The sequence below is a fragment of the Pseudoalteromonas prydzensis genome (assembly GCF_001661495.1).
GTDB lineage: Bacteria > Pseudomonadota > Gammaproteobacteria > Enterobacterales > Alteromonadaceae > Pseudoalteromonas > Pseudoalteromonas prydzensis.
On sequence record NZ_BDDT01000002.1, the window covers coordinates 54,361 to 72,961 of the forward strand.

At 41.7% G+C, this 18,601-nt stretch carries 16 protein-coding genes; 8 read left to right on the forward strand and 8 right to left on the reverse strand.

Features of this window, described 5'->3' with window-relative positions; all coding sequences use genetic code 11:
* Nucleotides 1-246 precede the first annotated feature (246 nt).
* A complete protein-coding gene (locus A7968_RS04640; protein WP_064665427.1) occupies nt 247-2,391 on the forward strand; it encodes a winged helix-turn-helix domain-containing protein in 2,145 nt (714 codons plus the stop codon).
* Here the strand turns inward: A7968_RS04640 and A7968_RS04645 are convergent.
* Both A7968_RS04645 and A7968_RS04650 read right to left on the reverse strand, forming a co-directional pair.
* Nucleotides 2,388-2,717 (reverse strand): 5-carboxymethyl-2-hydroxymuconate Delta-isomerase, encoded by a 330-nt coding sequence (locus tag A7968_RS04645; protein WP_064665428.1) that lies wholly within the window; start codon nt 2,715-2,717, stop codon nt 2,388-2,390. The two genes, A7968_RS04640 and A7968_RS04645, sit on opposite strands and share 4 nt — an antisense overlap.
* A gap of 16 nt (nt 2,718-2,733) precedes the next feature.
* Entirely contained in the window at nt 2,734-3,321 is a 588-nt protein-coding gene (locus A7968_RS04650; RefSeq protein WP_064665429.1) for a hypothetical protein, read from the reverse strand.
* 98 nt (nt 3,322-3,419) lie between these two features.
* Here A7968_RS04650 and A7968_RS04655 point away from each other — a divergent pair, with 98 nt between their 5' ends.
* From A7968_RS04655 to A7968_RS04680, 6 genes are all read left to right on the forward strand, one after another.
* Complete coding sequence (locus tag A7968_RS04655) at nt 3,420-3,893, forward strand: CreA family protein (protein WP_064665430.1); 474 nt, start codon at nt 3,420-3,422, stop codon at nt 3,891-3,893.
* Between the two features lie 35 nt (nt 3,894-3,928).
* Nucleotides 3,929-4,711, forward strand: coding sequence for a hypothetical protein (locus A7968_RS04660; protein WP_064665431.1), 783 nt, complete (start codon nt 3,929-3,931; stop codon nt 4,709-4,711).
* A 3-nt stretch (nt 4,712-4,714) separates the two neighbouring features.
* Nucleotides 4,715-5,338, forward strand: coding sequence for a LysE family translocator (locus A7968_RS04665; protein ID WP_064665432.1), 624 nt, complete (start codon nt 4,715-4,717; stop codon nt 5,336-5,338).
* A 43-nt stretch (nt 5,339-5,381) separates the two neighbouring features.
* Nucleotides 5,382-5,882, forward strand: coding sequence for a gamma-glutamylcyclotransferase family protein (locus tag A7968_RS04670; protein WP_064665433.1), 501 nt, complete (start codon nt 5,382-5,384; stop codon nt 5,880-5,882).
* Between the two features lie 21 nt (nt 5,883-5,903).
* Nucleotides 5,904-7,451 (forward strand): serine hydrolase, encoded by a 1,548-nt coding sequence (locus A7968_RS04675; RefSeq protein ID WP_064665434.1) that lies wholly within the window; start codon nt 5,904-5,906, stop codon nt 7,449-7,451.
* An 83-nt stretch (nt 7,452-7,534) separates the two neighbouring features.
* Nucleotides 7,535-8,455 carry a histone deacetylase family protein gene (locus tag A7968_RS04680; RefSeq protein ID WP_064665435.1) on the forward strand — a complete coding sequence of 307 codons (921 nt, stop codon included), beginning with the start codon at nt 7,535-7,537 and terminating at the stop codon, nt 8,453-8,455.
* Here the strand turns inward: A7968_RS04680 and A7968_RS04685 are convergent.
* Nucleotides 8,438-8,728, reverse strand: a complete 291-nt coding sequence (locus A7968_RS04685) for a DUF4144 family protein (RefSeq protein ID WP_193330411.1) — start codon at nt 8,726-8,728, stop codon at nt 8,438-8,440. The two genes, A7968_RS04680 and A7968_RS04685, sit on opposite strands and share 18 nt — an antisense overlap.
* 81 nt (nt 8,729-8,809) lie before the next feature.
* Between A7968_RS04685 and A7968_RS04690 the strand changes: the two genes are divergently transcribed.
* The gene (locus A7968_RS04690; protein ID WP_064665437.1) at nt 8,810-11,326 is read left to right on the forward strand and encodes an EAL domain-containing protein; all 2,517 of its coding nucleotides are present in this window, start codon (nt 8,810-8,812) and stop codon (nt 11,324-11,326) included.
* On the opposite strand, the gene A7968_RS04695 is transcribed toward A7968_RS04690, so the two are convergent.
* From A7968_RS04695 to purH, 5 genes are all read right to left on the reverse strand, one after another.
* Nucleotides 11,305-12,114: a DUF2797 domain-containing protein gene (locus A7968_RS04695; RefSeq protein WP_064665438.1), complete on the reverse strand. Its 810-nt coding sequence runs from the start codon at nt 12,112-12,114 to the stop codon at nt 11,305-11,307. The two genes, A7968_RS04690 and A7968_RS04695, sit on opposite strands and share 22 nt — an antisense overlap.
* Before the next feature lie 67 nt (nt 12,115-12,181).
* Nucleotides 12,182-14,698 carry an EAL domain-containing protein gene (locus A7968_RS04700; protein ID WP_064665439.1) on the reverse strand — a complete coding sequence of 839 codons (2,517 nt, stop codon included), beginning with the start codon at nt 14,696-14,698 and terminating at the stop codon, nt 12,182-12,184.
* A gap of 92 nt (nt 14,699-14,790) precedes the next feature.
* A complete protein-coding gene (gene purD, locus A7968_RS04705) occupies nt 14,791-16,074 on the reverse strand; it encodes a phosphoribosylamine--glycine ligase (protein ID WP_064665440.1) in 1,284 nt (427 codons plus the stop codon).
* Between the two features lie 14 nt (nt 16,075-16,088).
* On the reverse strand, nt 16,089-16,907 hold the full coding sequence (locus A7968_RS04710; protein ID WP_064665441.1) for a class I SAM-dependent methyltransferase: 819 nt from the start codon (nt 16,905-16,907) through the stop codon (nt 16,089-16,091).
* A 107-nt stretch (nt 16,908-17,014) separates the two neighbouring features.
* A complete protein-coding gene (purH, locus tag A7968_RS04715; RefSeq protein WP_064665442.1) occupies nt 17,015-18,601 on the reverse strand; it encodes a bifunctional phosphoribosylaminoimidazolecarboxamide formyltransferase/IMP cyclohydrolase in 1,587 nt (528 codons plus the stop codon).

Below are 18,601 nucleotides of genomic sequence, written 5' to 3' on the forward strand. Positions count from 1 at the left end.
TGGGTATATTCATACTCGTTAGCTGTTTTAAGTAATCGTGAACATAAACACAATGAAAGGTATCTCGTTTATATCCCTATTTTACATCTATTTTATATCTATTTCTTTTTAATCAGGTGCTTATGCTGTTCTAATTAATATGCCAGTAAATTATAATTGTGTTGTTTATCGTGTTGTTTTGCTTTTGCTACTAACAATGGGGTAACCTTCTAGACTGCTAAACATTAAGGTATAAAAGCGTTATTTATGAAAACTAATCAGCCATTTCTTGTTGGACAGTGCCTGTTTTGTGCGTTTGAAAATAAGCTTAGTTGCGCTGATCAAGAACGCATTTTACAACCTAAATTTACTGAGTTACTGTGCTTTTTAGTGAAACAGTACCCAGAAGCTGTGACCCGTGAAGAGCTAATTGCAGGAGTGTGGGATGGTAATCAATTTGTTGGTGAAAAAGCGCTGACGAATGCAATATGGCATCTACGTAAAACCTTTAAAGAGCTCGACCCAGAGCACACGTATATCGCTACTTTACGTAAGACTGGCTACCGTTTAGCACAAGCGCCAGTATTTGACGAGACACAAGAGTGTGAGTCGGCACTCGATAAGCCACAGTCACCGATTGAAACTCTCCCTCAGCAAGGGCGAGCGAGTGACTTTAAAATAGTCACAGTGTTAGCCTTGGCTTTGGTATGCATTGCGTTTTTTTATTTGCAACGTACGCCAGCGATTTCAGAGTCGCTAGTTGTGGCACCGTTATCCGAGCATATTGAGACCATCACCACCAGCCCTGGACGTGAGTTGTTTCCGGCTATTTCAAACGACAGTCATTTTCTGGCTTATTCATGGCGTCGCCCTGGGCAATATACAAACCTTTATTTACGGGATTTATTTTCTCCTGAGCAGGCCGCAATTGCGCTAACTGACAGCCCTTATGTGGAAGGGCGCGCAGTATTTAGTGATGATCTTAACGATATTTTTTATTTTCGCCTTGATGAACACGCTCGCTGTGAAATAGTAAAACAACAAATCGCGACTGCAAAAATCACCGTATTAGCGTCGTGTGGGCAAGGTGGTAGCTCTGATCTAGATATTAATAAAGCAGGTAACCAGCTGGTATTTATAAGTGAGAATAATAAAGCGAAAGGCCAGACGCAGCTAAATATTGTTGATTTACAAAATGCTGAAAAAGTAATTAAACAAGTGCCATGCCCGAGTGATTGCCAGTTTAATGATGAATCGGTGGTATTTTCCCCTGCAGGTGATGAGCTGCTGGTGTCGCGTAATTTAGCATCAGGCTATGAAGAACTCTTTTTAGTTGATATTGCTAGCGGCCAAGCGAAACAATTAACCTCTGGATTTGTTGATATTCGCGGCGTTGACTGGCACCCAAGCAAAGGGTTATTGGTTTTTTCGGGGGTTGAGCAAGGCAAACGCCATGGCTATTTTTATGAGTTAGCAACAGGGCGGTTAATTGATTCGAAAATCGATGGCTTAAGTTATCCCGAATATGGCCAAGATGGTAGTTTGTATTTTCATCAATGGCATATCGACTCAGCATTGATGCGGGTAGAGACTAACAATGCTGTTGCCAGTTCGCCATTTCCGATTTTATCTACTCACTTTAATACGCGCTTTCCTAATTACAGTAGTATTAAAAAGAAATTGGCATTCGTGTCGAATGAATCAGGAACTACTGAGTTGTGGATAGCCAATAAAGATGGCACGCAGCGAAAAAAACTTAGCCAATTAAATGCCACTATTTACAATCCTGTTTGGTCTTTTGATGGACGTTATATTGCTTTTAATGCTTCGAAAAACGGCGTAAATACTCTCCAGCTTTATAACTTTACTACGCAAATGACCACAGAGCTTAAAACAGACTTTACTTATCACAGTAAGCCTAGTTGGGCCCAAGACAGTAGCAGTATTTTGATCTCAAATGGCACTGAGCTATATCGTTTTGACCTCAAGGGGAATAATTTAGGCAAGGTTATAGAACAAGCCACACTGTATGGGTATGAAGACCAACGTGGCGCAATCATTTTTGCAAATCTTGATGCTCAGCAGCTATGGATAAAGCCCCCTGATAGTGACCAAGCAGAGCTGTTAGTTGAGTCTATTAATTTATCGAACCACCTTTCATGGTATTACGATGAGGGGACAACCCAAACGGCTTCGCGAGTGTATTATTTTAATGTGGAACAGGGGGATTATCGCATAAGTTATTATGACTTCACGAGCCACTCACACCATGATGTAATGCGTTTACCTGAGCGGGCATTTAGCCGCAGCTCAGGCTTAACTTATATCAAAGAGATGGACTGGTTGGTGTATACCTCGTATAAATCACCGCAAATAGATATAAAGCGTATTAAAGCGGAGTATTTACCTTAGCATTTACGGTAAATTTCGTGCTGCATATCATGTACGTTGACACTTAAACTATCAGAGTCCCGACAATAAATTTGCAAGCAATGCAGTAAGCTTTCACTGAGCTGCTGTTTTTGTTCAATACTGCGTCCAGCCATAATATGCACGGCAATGTGGATAAACCCTTCCTTACCGTCACCTAGTTGATAATGGGTGTAAGCTATAGCGCGAGTTTTAATGGTTGGCAGTTCAAACAAGCCGGTCGCAAATGCGGCATTGTGTATTTTTTCAACCAACACTTGTGGTAATACCGGTAAATCTTCTGAGTGTTCAATGATAATATGCGGCATGATCTAGTTACTTCCCTTAGAAACGGTATGTGAAGCCTAAGCTTGTTTGAAATTGATTAAGTACGTCACCATCGAAATGCCATAAACATTGATTGTCTTCATCTGTCGGTAAGGTACAAGAAACGTTACTGGCGTTATTAACGATAGTAGCTAGCCAACGAGTTTCAAATAAAACCCGTGCTTGGTCGTTAAATAGGTATTCAAATCCGCCATATAAGCCACTGGCAAAAAATGTATCTGAGCTGGCAAAATTAGGCTTTACATAATTTGCGCCAATTTGTGCCCCAACATAACCGTTGATACGGTTGCCTAAAGGGACTTCAACGGCATTTTGAAATAAAAAATACTGCATTTCTACATCAAGCCCAGGGGATGATTGAAAGTCGCTTTTGGTATTCGAAAAATAAAACCCATAACGAGCAGAATCGATAGTTCTATCAATGCTAAAAGCCAGGTGATTACTATCTTCAAGTTCAATCGCTAAGCCTTCTTCGGTCTGTAATGATTGATTAAAACTTTTACCCGTGTAAACACTGAGTGAGTAACCTGCGACTGCGCCGTGACTTATTAGCAGTAAACAAAGTAATGAGAATACTTTTTTCATTGTGTCGGTGCTCGTTGTTGTGATTTATTTGAGTTAGTATTGAAACATAGTTAAATGTAAGCCACAAACCGTTCTACTTATTTGGAGCAAGGAAAATTATGAAAGCGATTATGTTTGGCGTATTGGCAAGTTTACTGATCACGCTATCGGGTTGTTCTGACGATGCCGCATCAGTTAGTTTAGGGTTATTTACCACCAAAGATATTAAAGTGGTATCGCAGCAGGATCCTTTAGTCACGGGGGTTACTTGCCATATAAGTCATGTTGAAGCGAATTTAGATTTTTCTGATCCATCCGATATGTCTATTTCATGTCGTCAAACTGGGCCAATTACCGCTGAGCAGCTGCAAGTGATTGATCGGAGTAAATCAGGTGAAGTAGTATTTAAATCATCAAAAAGTATTTTATTTAAATCGCTAAAAGTGCGTCGCATTTATGATGCAGAAACTCGTACTTTACTGTATTTATCATATTCAACTAAAGAATCAACGGGTAGTCATCATCATGCACTATCGACTGTGCCATTGTATAACACCCAAGCGTGGGTATGGGCACAGCAACAGCAAGAATAACTCAATGCCATTGGTATAAGTAAAAAGAGCAAACTATGTTAGCGTTATTTAAAAGCAAACCATTATTAGAACAACAAGAGCAGCAATGGCTGATTGATACCTTTGTGTGGGCAGTGGAAAATTTTGACAGTGATTACTTTATTAATCACAGTCAATTAGTGTTGCCCAATCACCAGTGCTTTCCTGATGCGGTGTCAAGTATTGAGGAAATGGCGAGTAAAGTGTTTGAGCGCGTAGTGGGTTATGCAGGGTTACAGGCATGGCCAATTAAGTTGGTGGCGCCGCAACAACTACAACCGCAGGTATTTCCACACTTTGCCTTTAGTAACTATTTACGCGGTGAACGATGTCAATTAATTGTGCCACCTAGCCATAATGTTAATGTGTCATTTAATCCTAATCAAATTAACCAGCCACAAGACTTAGTGGCCAGTTTTGCAGGTACCTTAGCCACTATCATGATCCATCATGTCGGTGTGTTACCACCAGGTGGTAAAGAGTTTTTACCGCAAGCGGCAGACGCATTAGCGTGCTTTTTAGGCTTTGGTGTAATGATGAGTAACACTGTGTATCAGTTTAAAGGCGGTTGTGGCTCATGTTACAACCCCTATGCAAATAGGCAAGCAGCATTGAGTGAAACACAAACGGTGTTTATGCATGCTTTGGTTTGTCATTTTAAAGGCCATCAAGACTCTAAAAAGTATTTAAAGCCGCATTTACGTAGCCAATTTAAAAAGGCACAAAAAGAGATCAAAGCCTTAGTCAACGATACAGCTAATCCGCTGTTGTTAGCACTTGATGAGCAAAAAGCAGGGTGATAAGTGGTTTATTTAGATGAATTTTTATTAATTGCACTGGCACATTTTTTTGCGGTAGCAAGCCCCGGCCCTGATTTTGCCATTGTACTTAAACAAAGTATTCAACAAGGAAGGGCGAATGCATTATGGACCAGTTTTGGGGTTGGCTTGGCAATTTTGCTCCATGTTAGTTATTGCTTGTTAGGTGTCGCGGTGCTTTTAACGCAATCACCAAACGTATTTATGGCATTAAAATATTTAGCGGGTGCATATTTGGCGTATATAGGCGTGCAAGCTCTCAGAGCTGCAAAGCCTGCAACAGCACAACAAGAAACCACTTCACAATCCGTTGCCGCTGAATCAAGTTGGATTGCTTTTCGTCGTGGTTTTTTAACCAATGCCCTCAACCCGAAAGCAACGTTATTTTTTATGTCGTTATTTACCTTAGTGATAAGCCAATCAACCCCGCTAATTATTCAAGCTGGCTATGGACTGTATATGGCCGTTGCAACCTGGCTATGGTTTTCGTTTTTATCTTTAGTGCTATCAAAGCCGAGCGTACGCGGTTTCTTTCAAAAAAGTGGTCATTGGTTCGACCGTGGGATTGGCGTTATCCTCATCGCATTAGCAATAAGAATAGTGGTGTAACAAGGGTTAAGCTCTGGATTTTGGTTAATTAAAGTAGGTGGGTATGGCTGTATATAATTTTTCGTTTGGTTCTAATATGTCATCTAGTCGTTTATTGGCACGATTACCAAACGCGCGGCGTATTGGTACGGCAATATTATCAGGCTATGAATTAAGCTTTGATATGGTAAGCAGTGACGGCTCAGGAAAAGGCAATGTACGGCCTTCAAATGATGATAATGCCCACGTGTATGGTGTGGTATACCAACTTAATGACGACGAAAAAACAATTTTAGATACCATTGAAGGGCCGCGTTATGATTGTGTTGATATTCAGGTTACGCTGCTCGACGGGCAAAAAATAGCGGCACATTGTTATATGGCCAATACGACTGACGCAAACATCCTGCCCTATGATTGGTATATGCAGCACGTTTATCGCGGGGCACTTGAAGCAGGCGTGCCAAATGCGTACAGTGATGCCATAAAATCTCGGCCAACATGCCAAGATAGCGATACAGTACGTGCGGCTATTGAGTTTGCTGTACATAAAAATAAAAACTAAAACTTACCTTCAAGGATTGTTATGAAGTTAACAAAATTAGCGATAGCTGGCGCATTATTAACTGGTTGTGCATTTAACAGTTATGCCGATATTGATACTGCCCAAATAGAGCAAGTAATTGAAAATTCAATGGCGCGTTTTGATGTCCCAGGTATGGCTGTGGCCGTTGTTGAAAACGATAAAGTGATCTTGGCTAAAGGCTTTGGTATTAGTAACTTAGATACGGGCAAAAAAGTTAATAAAGACACTTTATTTGGTATCGCATCAAATACTAAAGCTTTTACCGCCGCCGCATTAGCAAAATTAGTCGATGAAGAAAAAATCAGTTGGGATGATAAAGTCATTGATCATCTTCCTGAGTTTCGCTTATATGACCCTTATGTCACCCGAGAACTGACGATCCGTGATTTATTGAGTCACCGTAGTGGTTTAGGGCTTGGTCAAGGCGACTTAATGATTTGGCCTGACACCGATAAATCGATTGAAGATATTTTAGCAGGCCTAAAATATCTAAAACCTGCTAGCAGCTTTCGCAGTAAATACGCCTATAACAACTTGATGTTTGTCACCGCTGGTGAAGTGGTCGCGCGCGTTTCTGGTATGAGCTGGAATGATTATATTGAGAAGAACATTCTGCAGCCTTTGCATATGGATAATTCTCGCGCTGGTTTTTCACGTATTCCAAAAAGTAATAAAAACTGGGCAACGGGCCATATTCCAATGGATGGCAAGTTACACCCATTTTTTGTTAATTACCTAGAAGACTTTCGTGGTGCTGGTGCCATTGCATCAAGTGTTAGCGATATGAGCCAATGGCTACGCACTCAATTAGCGCATGGCACAATGCCAAATGGGGAGCAGTTGTTTAGTGAAAAGCAACAAGCACAGATGTGGCATCCGCATATCACCTCACTGGCTTCAAAAAGTGCGTATGAGGCTTACCATCAGCAATTTAGAGGTTATGGCTTAGGTTGGAGTATTGAAGACTTTCATGGTATTAAAAAGTTAGGCCATGGTGGTGGTATTTTAGGCATGGTATCGCAAGTGACGTTATTGCCAGAGAAAAACTTAGGAATTGTGATCCTCAGTAATCAGCAAGCGTTTAGTGCTTTATCGGCAGTAACCTATGAAATACTTGAAGATGCACTCGATTTAGAAGATAAGGATTGGGTTGAAACACTCGCTAAAAAGCATTTTGAAGGTAAGCAAAAAGCCTATGCCGATGCTAAACCTGAAGCACCCGCTGACTATCAGCCACAATTACCTAATATTAGTTATACCGGTACTTTACACGATGATTGGTATGGCGATGTGGTGATTGAAGAGTTAGATGGTAAGTTACGTATTGATTTTACGCACACTAAGCGCTTAAAAGGCCGATTAGAGCATTACACAGGCAATACCTTCATTGTTAAGTGGGATGAAAAGCTGCTTGAGGCTGATGCTTACATTACTTTTGATATGAGCACTAAAAATCGCGTTAACAAAGCAAAGATGCGCGCGGTATCAACAGCCGTAACCGATTTTAGCTTTGATTTTAGAAATCTGACTCTTAAAGCCAAAAAATAAGAGTTGGCACATAAACCAAAGTCGCAAAGCCACTGTTTAGTGGCTTTGTTATAGTTATCGCGTAAATTAGTTTTGGAGCTGTTATGCGTACTGCGATTATTTCCCATCCCTTTTGTCGGAAACACAAAATGATTGACGATCATCCTGAGTGTCCTGAGCGCTTAGATGCGATTGCCGATCGTTTGTTAGCAAGCGGGTTAGATATAGCCGTACAGCAAAAGCAAGCCCCGAAGGCATCTCGCGAACACTACTTATTAGCCCATGACGAAACCCTTGTTGCGCTGGTGGAAAATACCCTACCAGAGCACGGTTTAATGGCTCTTGATGGTGATACTTGGTTATGCCCTGATTCACTATTGGCGATTGAGCGTGCGGTGGGGGCCGGCGTTTTAGCTGTTGATGAAATATTGGCAGATAACCTTGATGCTGCATTTTGCTCAGTGCGCCCGCCTGGGCATCATGCCAACCGTACTACCTCTGCTGGCTTTTGTGTATTTAACAACTTAGCGATTGCGGTGAAATACGCGCAAAGCAAAGGGGTTAAGCGCATTGCGATTGTCGATTTTGATGTTCATCACGGTAATGGTACGCAAGACATTTTTATCGATGATGATAATGTGTTGTTTTGCTCATTATTCCAGCATCCTTTTTACCCTAATACCGCCGTAGAAAATAATCAGACTTTAGTTAATTCACCGCTGCCTATAGCAAGTGATGGTAATGATTTGCAAGAGGTTTACTTACAGCAATGGTTACCAAAGCTGAGTGAGTTTAAACCAGAGTTATTATTTATCAGTGCTGGCTTTGATGCACACCTTGAAGATGATATGGCAAGCCTTAAGTTTGTGGAAGATGATTACGTTTGGCTGACTGAACAACTTGCGCAACTTAGTAAAAAGCTTGGCTGTAAAGGGATTATCTCTTACTTAGAAGGCGGGTATGCGCTCTCGGCGCTGGGACGCAGTGCTATTGCCCATGTAAAAGCACTAGTCGATAACGAGTAGGTTAAATGCTTGCTGCGCAGTGAGTTGCTCTATTTTGCTAAGGCAACAGTGTCCCTCGTTAGCTAAATACTGTTTAACGTAGTGAGTTAATTGTTCACTGCACAGTGCTTGGCAAGGCTCGCCATCTAGAGTGTGGTAACTGCCATCATTATCCAGCATTGTTACATGCGCTAGCGCGTCTTTACTCATCCCATATAAAAAATCATCTATATCACTAGCCTGAGTGGCAAGCTCTATTTCTTCATTATAAATAATGATTTTTGGGTATGGCATGCTTATTTATTGTCCTAAATCAAACTATCAGTTACTGGCTTAATTATACTTATTGGTTCGTGTAAAGCTAGGGATGCTGTAATGCCAAAAAGTAGTCGTTACCAGAAAGTTTGTGATGTATTCACTGATAAAGTACTTTCATGTAGTAAATACACGCAACTTATCGACGCGGTTAAGTTGATGCGGGCGCATAATGTCAGCGCTATTTTTGTGCAAGAAGATCAGCAGATATGCGGCATCTGGACTGAATCTGATTGCATTAAGCTCGATTTTACCGACAGTAATATTAAGCACCTTGAGATCCGTAGTGTGATGTCGAGTCCTGTTTTAAGTATTTCATCTTCGCAATTACTGAGCGATGCTGCGCTTGTTTTTCATCAGTATAACGTACGCCATTTATTGGTTGTTGATGAAAATGAGTTACCGTGCGGTGTGGTTAGTATTACTGATATCGTACGAAATCAGGGGCTTGATCATTATTTGCAATTTAGGCCGATCAAAGATCAATACCATCAAGATGTGTTAGTGGTGCCAAGTCATTGCGCTCTTAATGAAGCCGTTAGTATGATGCGAGAACGTGCAGAGCAAGTGATCTTAGTATATAACCAGCAACTAAACGAGCATGGCATTATTACTCAGCGAGATTTACTGCATCTGATCATTGCACCGAATAACGACATATCATGCTGGCAGTTGGCAAGCCGTCCTTTGTACCAAGTAGACTCTAAAAGCAGCTTGTTTGATGCCTATCGGCTAATGTCAGAAAATAACGTTCGTCATCTTGTTGTCAGCGACGAGAAAGAGATTAAAGGGGTGCTAACCCTTGAGCACCTTATTAATGAAATAGAAAATGCGTATTGCAGTGAGCTTGAAAAAGTACTTGAGCAGCGTGATATAGCGCTGCAGCATTCACAACGTAACCTCTACTTAGCCAATAAGATTATTGACGCATCATTAGATGGCATTATGATAACTCAGCAAGATGGGGTGATCATTCAAGTTAACCCGGCTTTTACAGTGCTGACTGGTTATAAACCAAAAGACGTCATCGGCCAGCACCCGCGCATTTTAAGTTCAGGTAAACACAGTAAAAATTTTTATATTAAAATGTGGCAATCCATTACAGAGAAAGGGGTATGGCAAGGGGAGATCTGTAATCGCAAAAAAAATGGTGATGTGTATGTTGAATGGCTCACCATTATTAAAATACGTGAGCCTAATAGTGATGACATTATTTACGCGGCTATTTTTAGTGATATTACTGAGCGTAAAAATGCAGAAGAGAAAATTGTCCAGCTCGCTTATTTTGATGAACTAACGGGGTTGCCAAATCGACGTTTATTTAATGACCGATTAAGTATGGCATTAGCCACAGCGCACCGCAGTAACGATATGCTCGCCGTGATGTTTATTGACCTTGATCGCTTTAAAGAAATTAATGACAGCTTAGGTCACAGTGCTGGTGATGTGCTGCTAAAGTTAGTTGCTAAGCGAATACAAAGTGTTTTGCGTGAAGGCGATACGTTAGCACGCTTAGGTGGTGATGAATTTGTGGTGCTATGTGAAATTAATGATATTGCAGGCGTGATTAGCTTAGCAGATAAAGTTTTATGCCACTTAAACGCTCCTTTCCAATTGGAGGATGTTGCAGTCGGCGCGACAGCATCAATCGGTGCCGCGGTCTATCCTGATGATGGTCTCGATAGTGAAACTTTACTAAAACACGCTGACATTGCCATGTATCGTTCAAAAGATATTGGTCGCAATTCTTTTCAGTTATTTAAACCATCAATGAATGCCCGTTCATTGGAGCGTTTGGCGATGATGAGCCGGCTTCAGCATGCGCTCGAAAATGATGAGTTTGAGTTATATTTTCAACCGAAACAGTGTTTAAAAACTAATAAAATTAAAGGGGTAGAAGCGTTGCTGCGCTGGCATGATCCGGCACTTGGGGTTATCTCACCTGCTCAGTTTATTCCTTTAGCAGAAGAATTAAGGTTAATCGTAAAGCTTGATCTTTGGGTACTTAATAATGCCGGTATTCAGTTGGCTTTATGGCAAAAGCTGGGAATAAACGCCGGGCGGTTGGCGATCAATATTTCGGCTTGTCACCTTAGCCAGGGCAAGTTATCAAACAGTGTTGAACAGATGCTACAACGCTATAACTTAGCTGGTCATTGCTTGGAAATAGAGCTCACTGAAAGTAGTTTTATTAGCTCCTTTAGTCAGGCTAAAAAAGAGTTACAGCAACTTAAAAAAATGGGCGTACGCATTGCGCTTGATGATTTTGGTACCGGTTATTCTGCTTTGAGTTACTTAACAAAATTGCCGATAGATACGTTAAAAATAGATGCCAGCTTTATTGCTAAAGTTCCCGATGAATATGGTAATAGCGAGGTCGTTGCTGCCATAGTTGCGATGGCAAATAGCTTAAATTTACAGGTTATTGCTGAAGGAGTAGAAAAGCCTGCTCAGCATACTTATTTGTCAGCGATAGGCTGTGAAGTGATCCAAGGTTATTACTATAGCCGCCCTTTAACGCAGCGGCAATGGTTAGAGTTTTACCAGCTAAAAAATCAACCTACGGTGACCTCATAAGAAGTAAATTTACGGATGTTAATTACGCCTGTATCAAAAATTAAATACTGACCTTTAATACCGTTTAAAATACCACTGACTACCGGTTCTTTATCAAAATTAAAAGAGCTAATTTTGGTCGGATAGGCCGCAACAGGGAACTCTAAATCAACAACGTCTTCATCGAGTTCTTCAATCGCGGTGGCACCAAATAACTCCGCCAGTTCATTAAGCTTATCTGCGATTTGTGGAATTAACTCAGCCGCGGCAGCTTTTAAGTCAAGCACTTCACTTTGCCCTTTGAGCATATTACGCCAATTGGTTTTATCGGCAATAAACTGTGCCAGTGCCACTTCCACTAAACCTGATTGCAAACGGGTTTGTACTTTAAAAATAGGCAGCGCTTGCGTTGCACCTTGGTCAATCCAACGAGTGGGTATTTGCGTATGGCGGGTAATACCGACTTTAAGTCCCGATGTGTTAGCCAGATAGACATAATGCGGGATCATGCAGTTTTCTTCGCCCCACTGTGGCTCACGGCAAGTTCCTTGGTCGTAGTGGCAGGTTTCTGGCTTCATAATGCACATATCACAACTTGCCAGCTTACGCATACAGACAAAACAATGTCCCTGTGAGTAACTCTTTTTGGTTTTTTTACCGCAATTCGAGCATAAAATAGCGCCATTAAAAGTCAGTGTTAATTGCTTGCCAATATACGCATTGAGATCAATCAGTTCATCACCCACAGGTAAGTGGTACTGGATCGGTTGTGTTAATGAAGACTTTAATTTCTTGATAGTGCCTTGCATCTTTACGCCCCTAAAGATGTGAAAAAGGGGATTCTATCAGTAATCTTTAACCATGTGGCAATTTTACTTAATTAGCTTGTTTATTTTGAGCTAACCACAGTAAGTAATCATCTACAGCGATGGCTTCTGAGTAGTAAAATCCTTGGCCATAATCTGCGCCCATAGTGCGTAAAAGTTGTTGCGTTGTTGCATCTTCTACGCCTTCAGCAGTCACTTTTAAACCAAGGCTATGGGCCATTTCAATCGCAGCCTTAACAATGACCTTGTTGGCGCTATGGTTAGGTAGATCGGTGATAAATGATTTATCTATTTTTAAGGTTGAAAAGTTGTAACTAACAAAGCAGTTAAGCGATGAGTACCCAGTACCAAAGTCATCTAAAATTACCTCTACACCTAGTTGTGTTAGTTGCTCAACTAAATCAATCATCCGTTGTTGATGTTCAACGAGTGCTGACTCAGTGAGCTCAAATTTTAATTGGTTGGGGCTAATGTTGTATTTCAGTAAGGTGTTTTCTATTTTCTCAATTAAATTATGGATAACTAGATTTTTAGCACTTAAATTAACACTGACTTTATGGTTACTAAAACCTGCTTGATTGAGCTTTACACTATCCTGACAGGCTTGGTCGAGTACCCATAAGGTTAGTTCGTTGATCAGACCTGTTTGCTCTGCGAGTAAAATCAAGGCTTCAATATTGATCTGTTCATAGGGCGCATTCGGCCAGCGTAACAAGGCTTCACTACCAATCACTTGCCCTGTGGCAAGGTTTATTTGCGGTTGATGATAAATCGTTAATTGATTTGCTTTTAAGGCATTTTGAAGTGCAGCCGCTAAGCTAATATTCATTGTTGCAGATATCGCTGCTGGATTAGTTGAGCGCGAGGGTGGAGTAGATTCAATTAGCGAAAAATAGCCGTTTTGTAGCCAAGTTTCAAAGCCAATGTCATTTTTCAAAGGGCAGTGGCCGATAGAGTAACTTAACTGCAAATCAAAACCCTGCACGGGAAAATGCTTAGGTAAGGCTTTGCGTATTTTTAGCAAGTTTTCATGTAGTGTCTGTGCGCTTTGAGTTTTTACTGAAATAAACGCCAGTATTCCACCACTTAAATCAGCGATCCGTGGGCATGTATCTAAATCATTTTCTAAATTAATAAACTCGCGTTTTGTACTAAGTTGTAGCTCAAGTGCTTTGGCAACGCAGACTACCAGTTGGCAGCTTTGGTTTTGATTTAATATATGGCTGAGTGATTGAAAGTGCTCAATTTTAATTAAACATAAGTTAGCTGGCCGTTGGCTGAGCTGTAAAGCCATATAGGCATGCTTTAGCATTGCGCTATTTAACAATTTTGTCTGCTCATTATGAGTGGCGTGATAGAGCGCTTTTTCTCGTTGATAGCGTACACGATCAGCTAATGCCATGGCCATTAACGTTACTTCACATAGAATTGCCACTAACAACGCATGACGGGTGGTAAAGCTGTACTCGATGATCCCTGTAAGCTCTAAGGGTTGCACTGCTGCGCCAATTATCAGTGGTATCCATGAAATAACATAAAACTTAGCCCATCGGAAACCACTGCGTAACCTATTATAAATTAACGTGATACAGACAAAATAAAGTACCACAAAGACCGCAAAGAAAATCTGTGAAGAAATATACTCCACCATAAAAAAGCTGATAATTGCTAAGCAAAACATTAAAAGCAGTAGTGCAATACTTATTTTATAACGCCAGCATTTATCTTTATGGTAGCGTAAAAACATGGTGCAGAAAGCAAGCGTGAAAAAGGTAATAGCGTAATTGCTCACGACTATATAATGATTAAACAGTATCTGTAATGGTAATGGCCACAAGTAAAAGCCAAAGCCAAGGACTGAGCCCATCAATACTAATGCCGATATAATATAGCCGATGTAAATAAGGTAAACACGATCGCGGATCCCGTAATACAGCACGAGGTTATATAACGCCGCCATCACCAGTACGCCGACAAAAATTCCCCAAATGGCTGCTTGCGCACGTAGTAGGTCTTTAAATTCAGCTTTACCATAAAGATTAATAGGGGTTTTGCTGATCCCCGTAGTATCTATTTTGAAAACTAGGTAGCTTTGGCTTTGAGCTGCAATTGCTATTTCAATATGCGGTACACTATATTCAAATAAACTAAGTTGCTCTTGTCGATCGCCTAAATTAAAGGTGTGCAGTAAGTGGCCTTGATCATCAAGTTGATAAACGGTTAGGTAGTCAATCATCGGGTTATCAAAGTGGGCGAACAGCTCTTTTTTTGCTGCAGAGCGGTTATCTAACTTCATTGAAAGCCAATAATCTTGAGGCGCTAGCTGCCATGGAATGGTGCTAAAAGGTTCGTGAATAAGTTCATCAGCCTCATTTAAAAATGAGTTTAATGTTAAAGACTTTGTAGGATCTATTCGGTAGGCCTGATCGAGATAAATCGCCGTTGTTTTATCGATTGTGTAGCGCGTTGGAGTGGCTAAATGATTTGCAAAAGTATGAATAATGAACACTAACGTGCTCAAAATTAAAAATGCAATTATATGATATTTAAAAGGCTGCTTTTCCAAGGTGTTACTTATAGGTAATCCATCACCGCTTTAGTGTAGCATTAAAAAAGCGCAGATAAACTGCGCCGATTATTTATAGGTACTGGTTGGACCTATTTTTCCCGAGCAATGGCACGATATGCAATATCTGTACGATATTCCATGCCTTGCCAACTAATCTCATCAACTAGTTTATAGGCACGTTGCTGTGCTTCGGTTACTGTATTGCCAAGTGCTGTGGCACATAATACACGACCGCCAGCAGTAACTACGTTATCGCCGTCTTGCTTAGTTCCCGCGTGGAAGACTTTTTCACCCTTAGGGTAGCTTACTTTCAGGCCATTGATTGTATCACCTTTAGGATAGCTATCTGGGTAGCCTTGCGCAGCCAGAACAACACCCACTGCAGCGCGTGAGTCAAACTCAATGGTGGTTTTATCAAGTTCTTCGCGGTTAGCAGCTTCAATCAACTCAACCAGATCAGATTGCAGACGTAGCATCATAGGTTGTGTTTCTGGGTCGCCAAAACGACAGTTATACTCGATAACTTTAGGTGTACCATCGCTGTCGATCATAAGGCCTGCATACAAGAAGCCAGTGTACGGATGACCTTCGCTTGCCATACCTTCTACTGTTGGGTAGATCACTTCGTTCATAATACGCTGATGAATTTCATCGGTTACTACTGGCGCTGGTGAATATGCCCCCATACCGCCAGTGTTTGGACCTTGATCGCCATTGTAAGCACGTTTGTGATCTTGGCTAGTTGCAAACGGTAATACGTTCTTACCATCTACCATTACGATAAATGAGGCTTCTTCACCTTCTAAGAACTCTTCGATCACCACGCGGCTGCCGGCTTCACCAAAAGCGTTACCCGCCAACATATCGCGGATAGCATCTTCAGCTTCAACTTCGGTCATGGCAACAATAACGCCTTTACCAGCCGCTAAACCATCTGCTTTAATAACAATCGGCGCGCCTTTTTCTTTTAAGTACGCAAGCGCAGGGTCTATTTGTTCAAACGTTTGGTAATCAGCCGTTGGGATTGCGTGGCGTGCTAAGAAATCTTTAGTGAATGACTTAGAGCCTTCAAGTTGCGCAGCACCCGCTGTTGGGCCAAAGATAGCTAAACCGTGTTCACGGAATTTATCTACCACACCAAGTACTAATGGTACTTCAGGGCCAACAATGGTGAGCTCAACATTATTGTTTTGCGCAAAGTTAAGTAGGCCATCGAGGTCTTCAACGTTAATGGCAACATTCTCAAGCTTTGGCTCAAGCGCAGTACCTGCATTACCAGGGGCTACAAATACAGTGTTAACTTTAGTGTTTTGAGCGGCCTTAAACGCAAGTGCGTGTTCGCGGCCGCCACTGCCAATGACTAATACATTCATGGCGAATATCCTATTTAAAGCGGTTTTTTAAATTTCAGCGTCATGCGGTCGCTTTCACCAATAGCTTTATATTTAGCGGCATCTTGCTCGCCAAGTCTAAGGCTTGGTGGAAGGGTCCATACCCCTTTAGGGTGATCGGCTGTATCAAGAGAGTTTGCATTTATGTCACTGCTTGCTTCAAGTTCAAAGCCTGCTTGTTTAGCAAGTTCGATTACCACACTTTGCTTCATATAACCTGATGACTTTTGCATTTCATCAGCTTGCGCTTCAGGTAGGCGATGCTCAACCACACCTAAAGTGCCACCTGGCTTAAGTGCTTTGTAAAAAGACTTAAAGGCATTAGCTGCGGCGTCTTTATCTTTGCTCATGTACCAGTTATGTACATTACGGAAAGTTAACACCATGTCTGCGCTGCCCGCAGGTGCAATGTCTAAATGTGTTGAAGGGGCAAATTCAGTGATTTTTACTTTACTGAATCGCTCATCTTCGGCGACTTTCTGTTTAAAGCCAGCGAGTGAACGTTGATAGTAGCCAACCGATGAATCAGCAGGAAAGTGTGCAGCATAATAGGTGCCTTGCTCTTTCAGTGCTGGCGCTAAAATTTCACTGTACCAGCCGCCGCCTGGCGCAATCTCAACCACTGTCATTGTTGGCTTTAGGCCAAAAAACTCGAGGGTTTCAACAGGGTGGCGATATTGGTCACGTTCAGTGTTTCTCTCACTTGCTTTAACGGCTTGAGCAACGGCTGAACTTTGGCCATGATCATGAGCAAGTACTAGCGTTGAGCTCATAGCAAGGGTAGCAACCAGTAGTGTTTTTAGTGCAAATTTCATCGTCTGTTCCTTCACATTATAATTTTATAGCGGTTATAGAATAAGCAGAATACGTGAATTTGGTGCAAACAAAAAGAGCTAACTTATACAGTTAGCTCTTTGTGTGATTAGTGGCGGAAGTGACGCATGCCAGTAAACACCATTGCCATGCCAGCTTCGTCTGCAGCGGCGATAACTTCTTCATCGCGCATTGAACCACCTGGTTGGATCACAGCAGTAATACCAGCCTCTGCAGCTGCATCAATACCATCACGGAATGGGAAGAATGCATCAGACGCCATTACTGAACCTTTCACTTCAAGGTTTTCATCAGCAGCTTTAATACCAGCAATTTTAGCTGAGTAAACACGGCTCATTTGGCCTGCGCCTACACCAATTGTCATACCATCACGGGCATAAACAATAGCGTTTGATTTAACAAACTTAGCCACTTTCCAGCAGAATAATAAGTCTTTAAGTTCTTGCTCTGTAGGTTGGCGCTTAGAGACAACTTTTAAGTCGCCTTGCGTTACCATACCTAAATCACGGTCTTGGATGAGTACACCGCCATTAACACGCTTAATGTCATGGCCTGTGCCTTTAGCAGAGAATTCACCACATTCTAATAAACGCACATTTTGCTTTGCAGATACGATTTGTGCTGCGGCTTCTGATACTTTAGGTGCAATGATCACTTCAACGAATTGACGCGATACGATCGCTTCAGCAGTGTCTGCATCAAGCTCTTGGTTAAAGGCAATAATGCCACCAAATGCTGATGTAGGATCTGTTTTGAATGCACGGTCATAGGCTTCAAGAATGTTTTCACCGATTGACACACCACAAGGGTTTGCATGTTTTACAATAACACAGGCCGGTACATCGAATTCTTTAACGCACTCTAAGGCTGCATCAGTGTCAGCAATGTTGTTAAACGACAATGCTTTACCTTGAAGCTGTACGGCGGTTGCAACAGACGCTTCTTGCACGTCGTTTTCAACATAAAAAGCTGCATCTTGGTGTGAGTTTTCACCGTAGCGCATGTCTTGTTTTTTAGTGAACTGCATATTGATTGTGCGTGGGAATTTAGTTTCCTCTGCCGCTTCATCAGTGTAATCAGCAACCATTTTACCGAAGTAGTTAGCAATCATGCCATCGTACTGTGCGGTGTGCTCGTAAGCGGCAATGGCTAGATCAAAACGTGTTTTATACGTAGTTGAACCATTGTTACTTTGCATTTCGCTGATCACGCGCTCGTAATCTTTGGCGTTTACTACAATAGTCACGTCTTTGTGGTTTTTAGCCGCGGCACGCACCATAGTTGGGCCACCAATATCAATGTTTTCAATGGCATCTTCAAGGCTGCAGTTTTCTTGAGCGACAGTATTCGCAAAGGGGTATAAGTTAACTACAACGATATCAATAGCTGAGATGTTGTTCTCAGCCATGACGTCTTCATCTTGACCACGACGCGCTAAAATGCCGCCATGAATTTTTGGGTGAAGAGTTTTTACGCGACCATCCATGATCTCAGGGTGACCTGTGTGGTCAGATACTTCAGTGACTTTAATGCCGTTATCAGCAAGTAATTTACAAGTACCGCCAGTTGATAAGATGTCTACGCCTTGTGATTCCAGAGCGCGAGCAAATTCAACAATACCGGTTTTATCTGACACACTTAGTAGTGCGCGACGAATTGGACGATGTGTATCCAT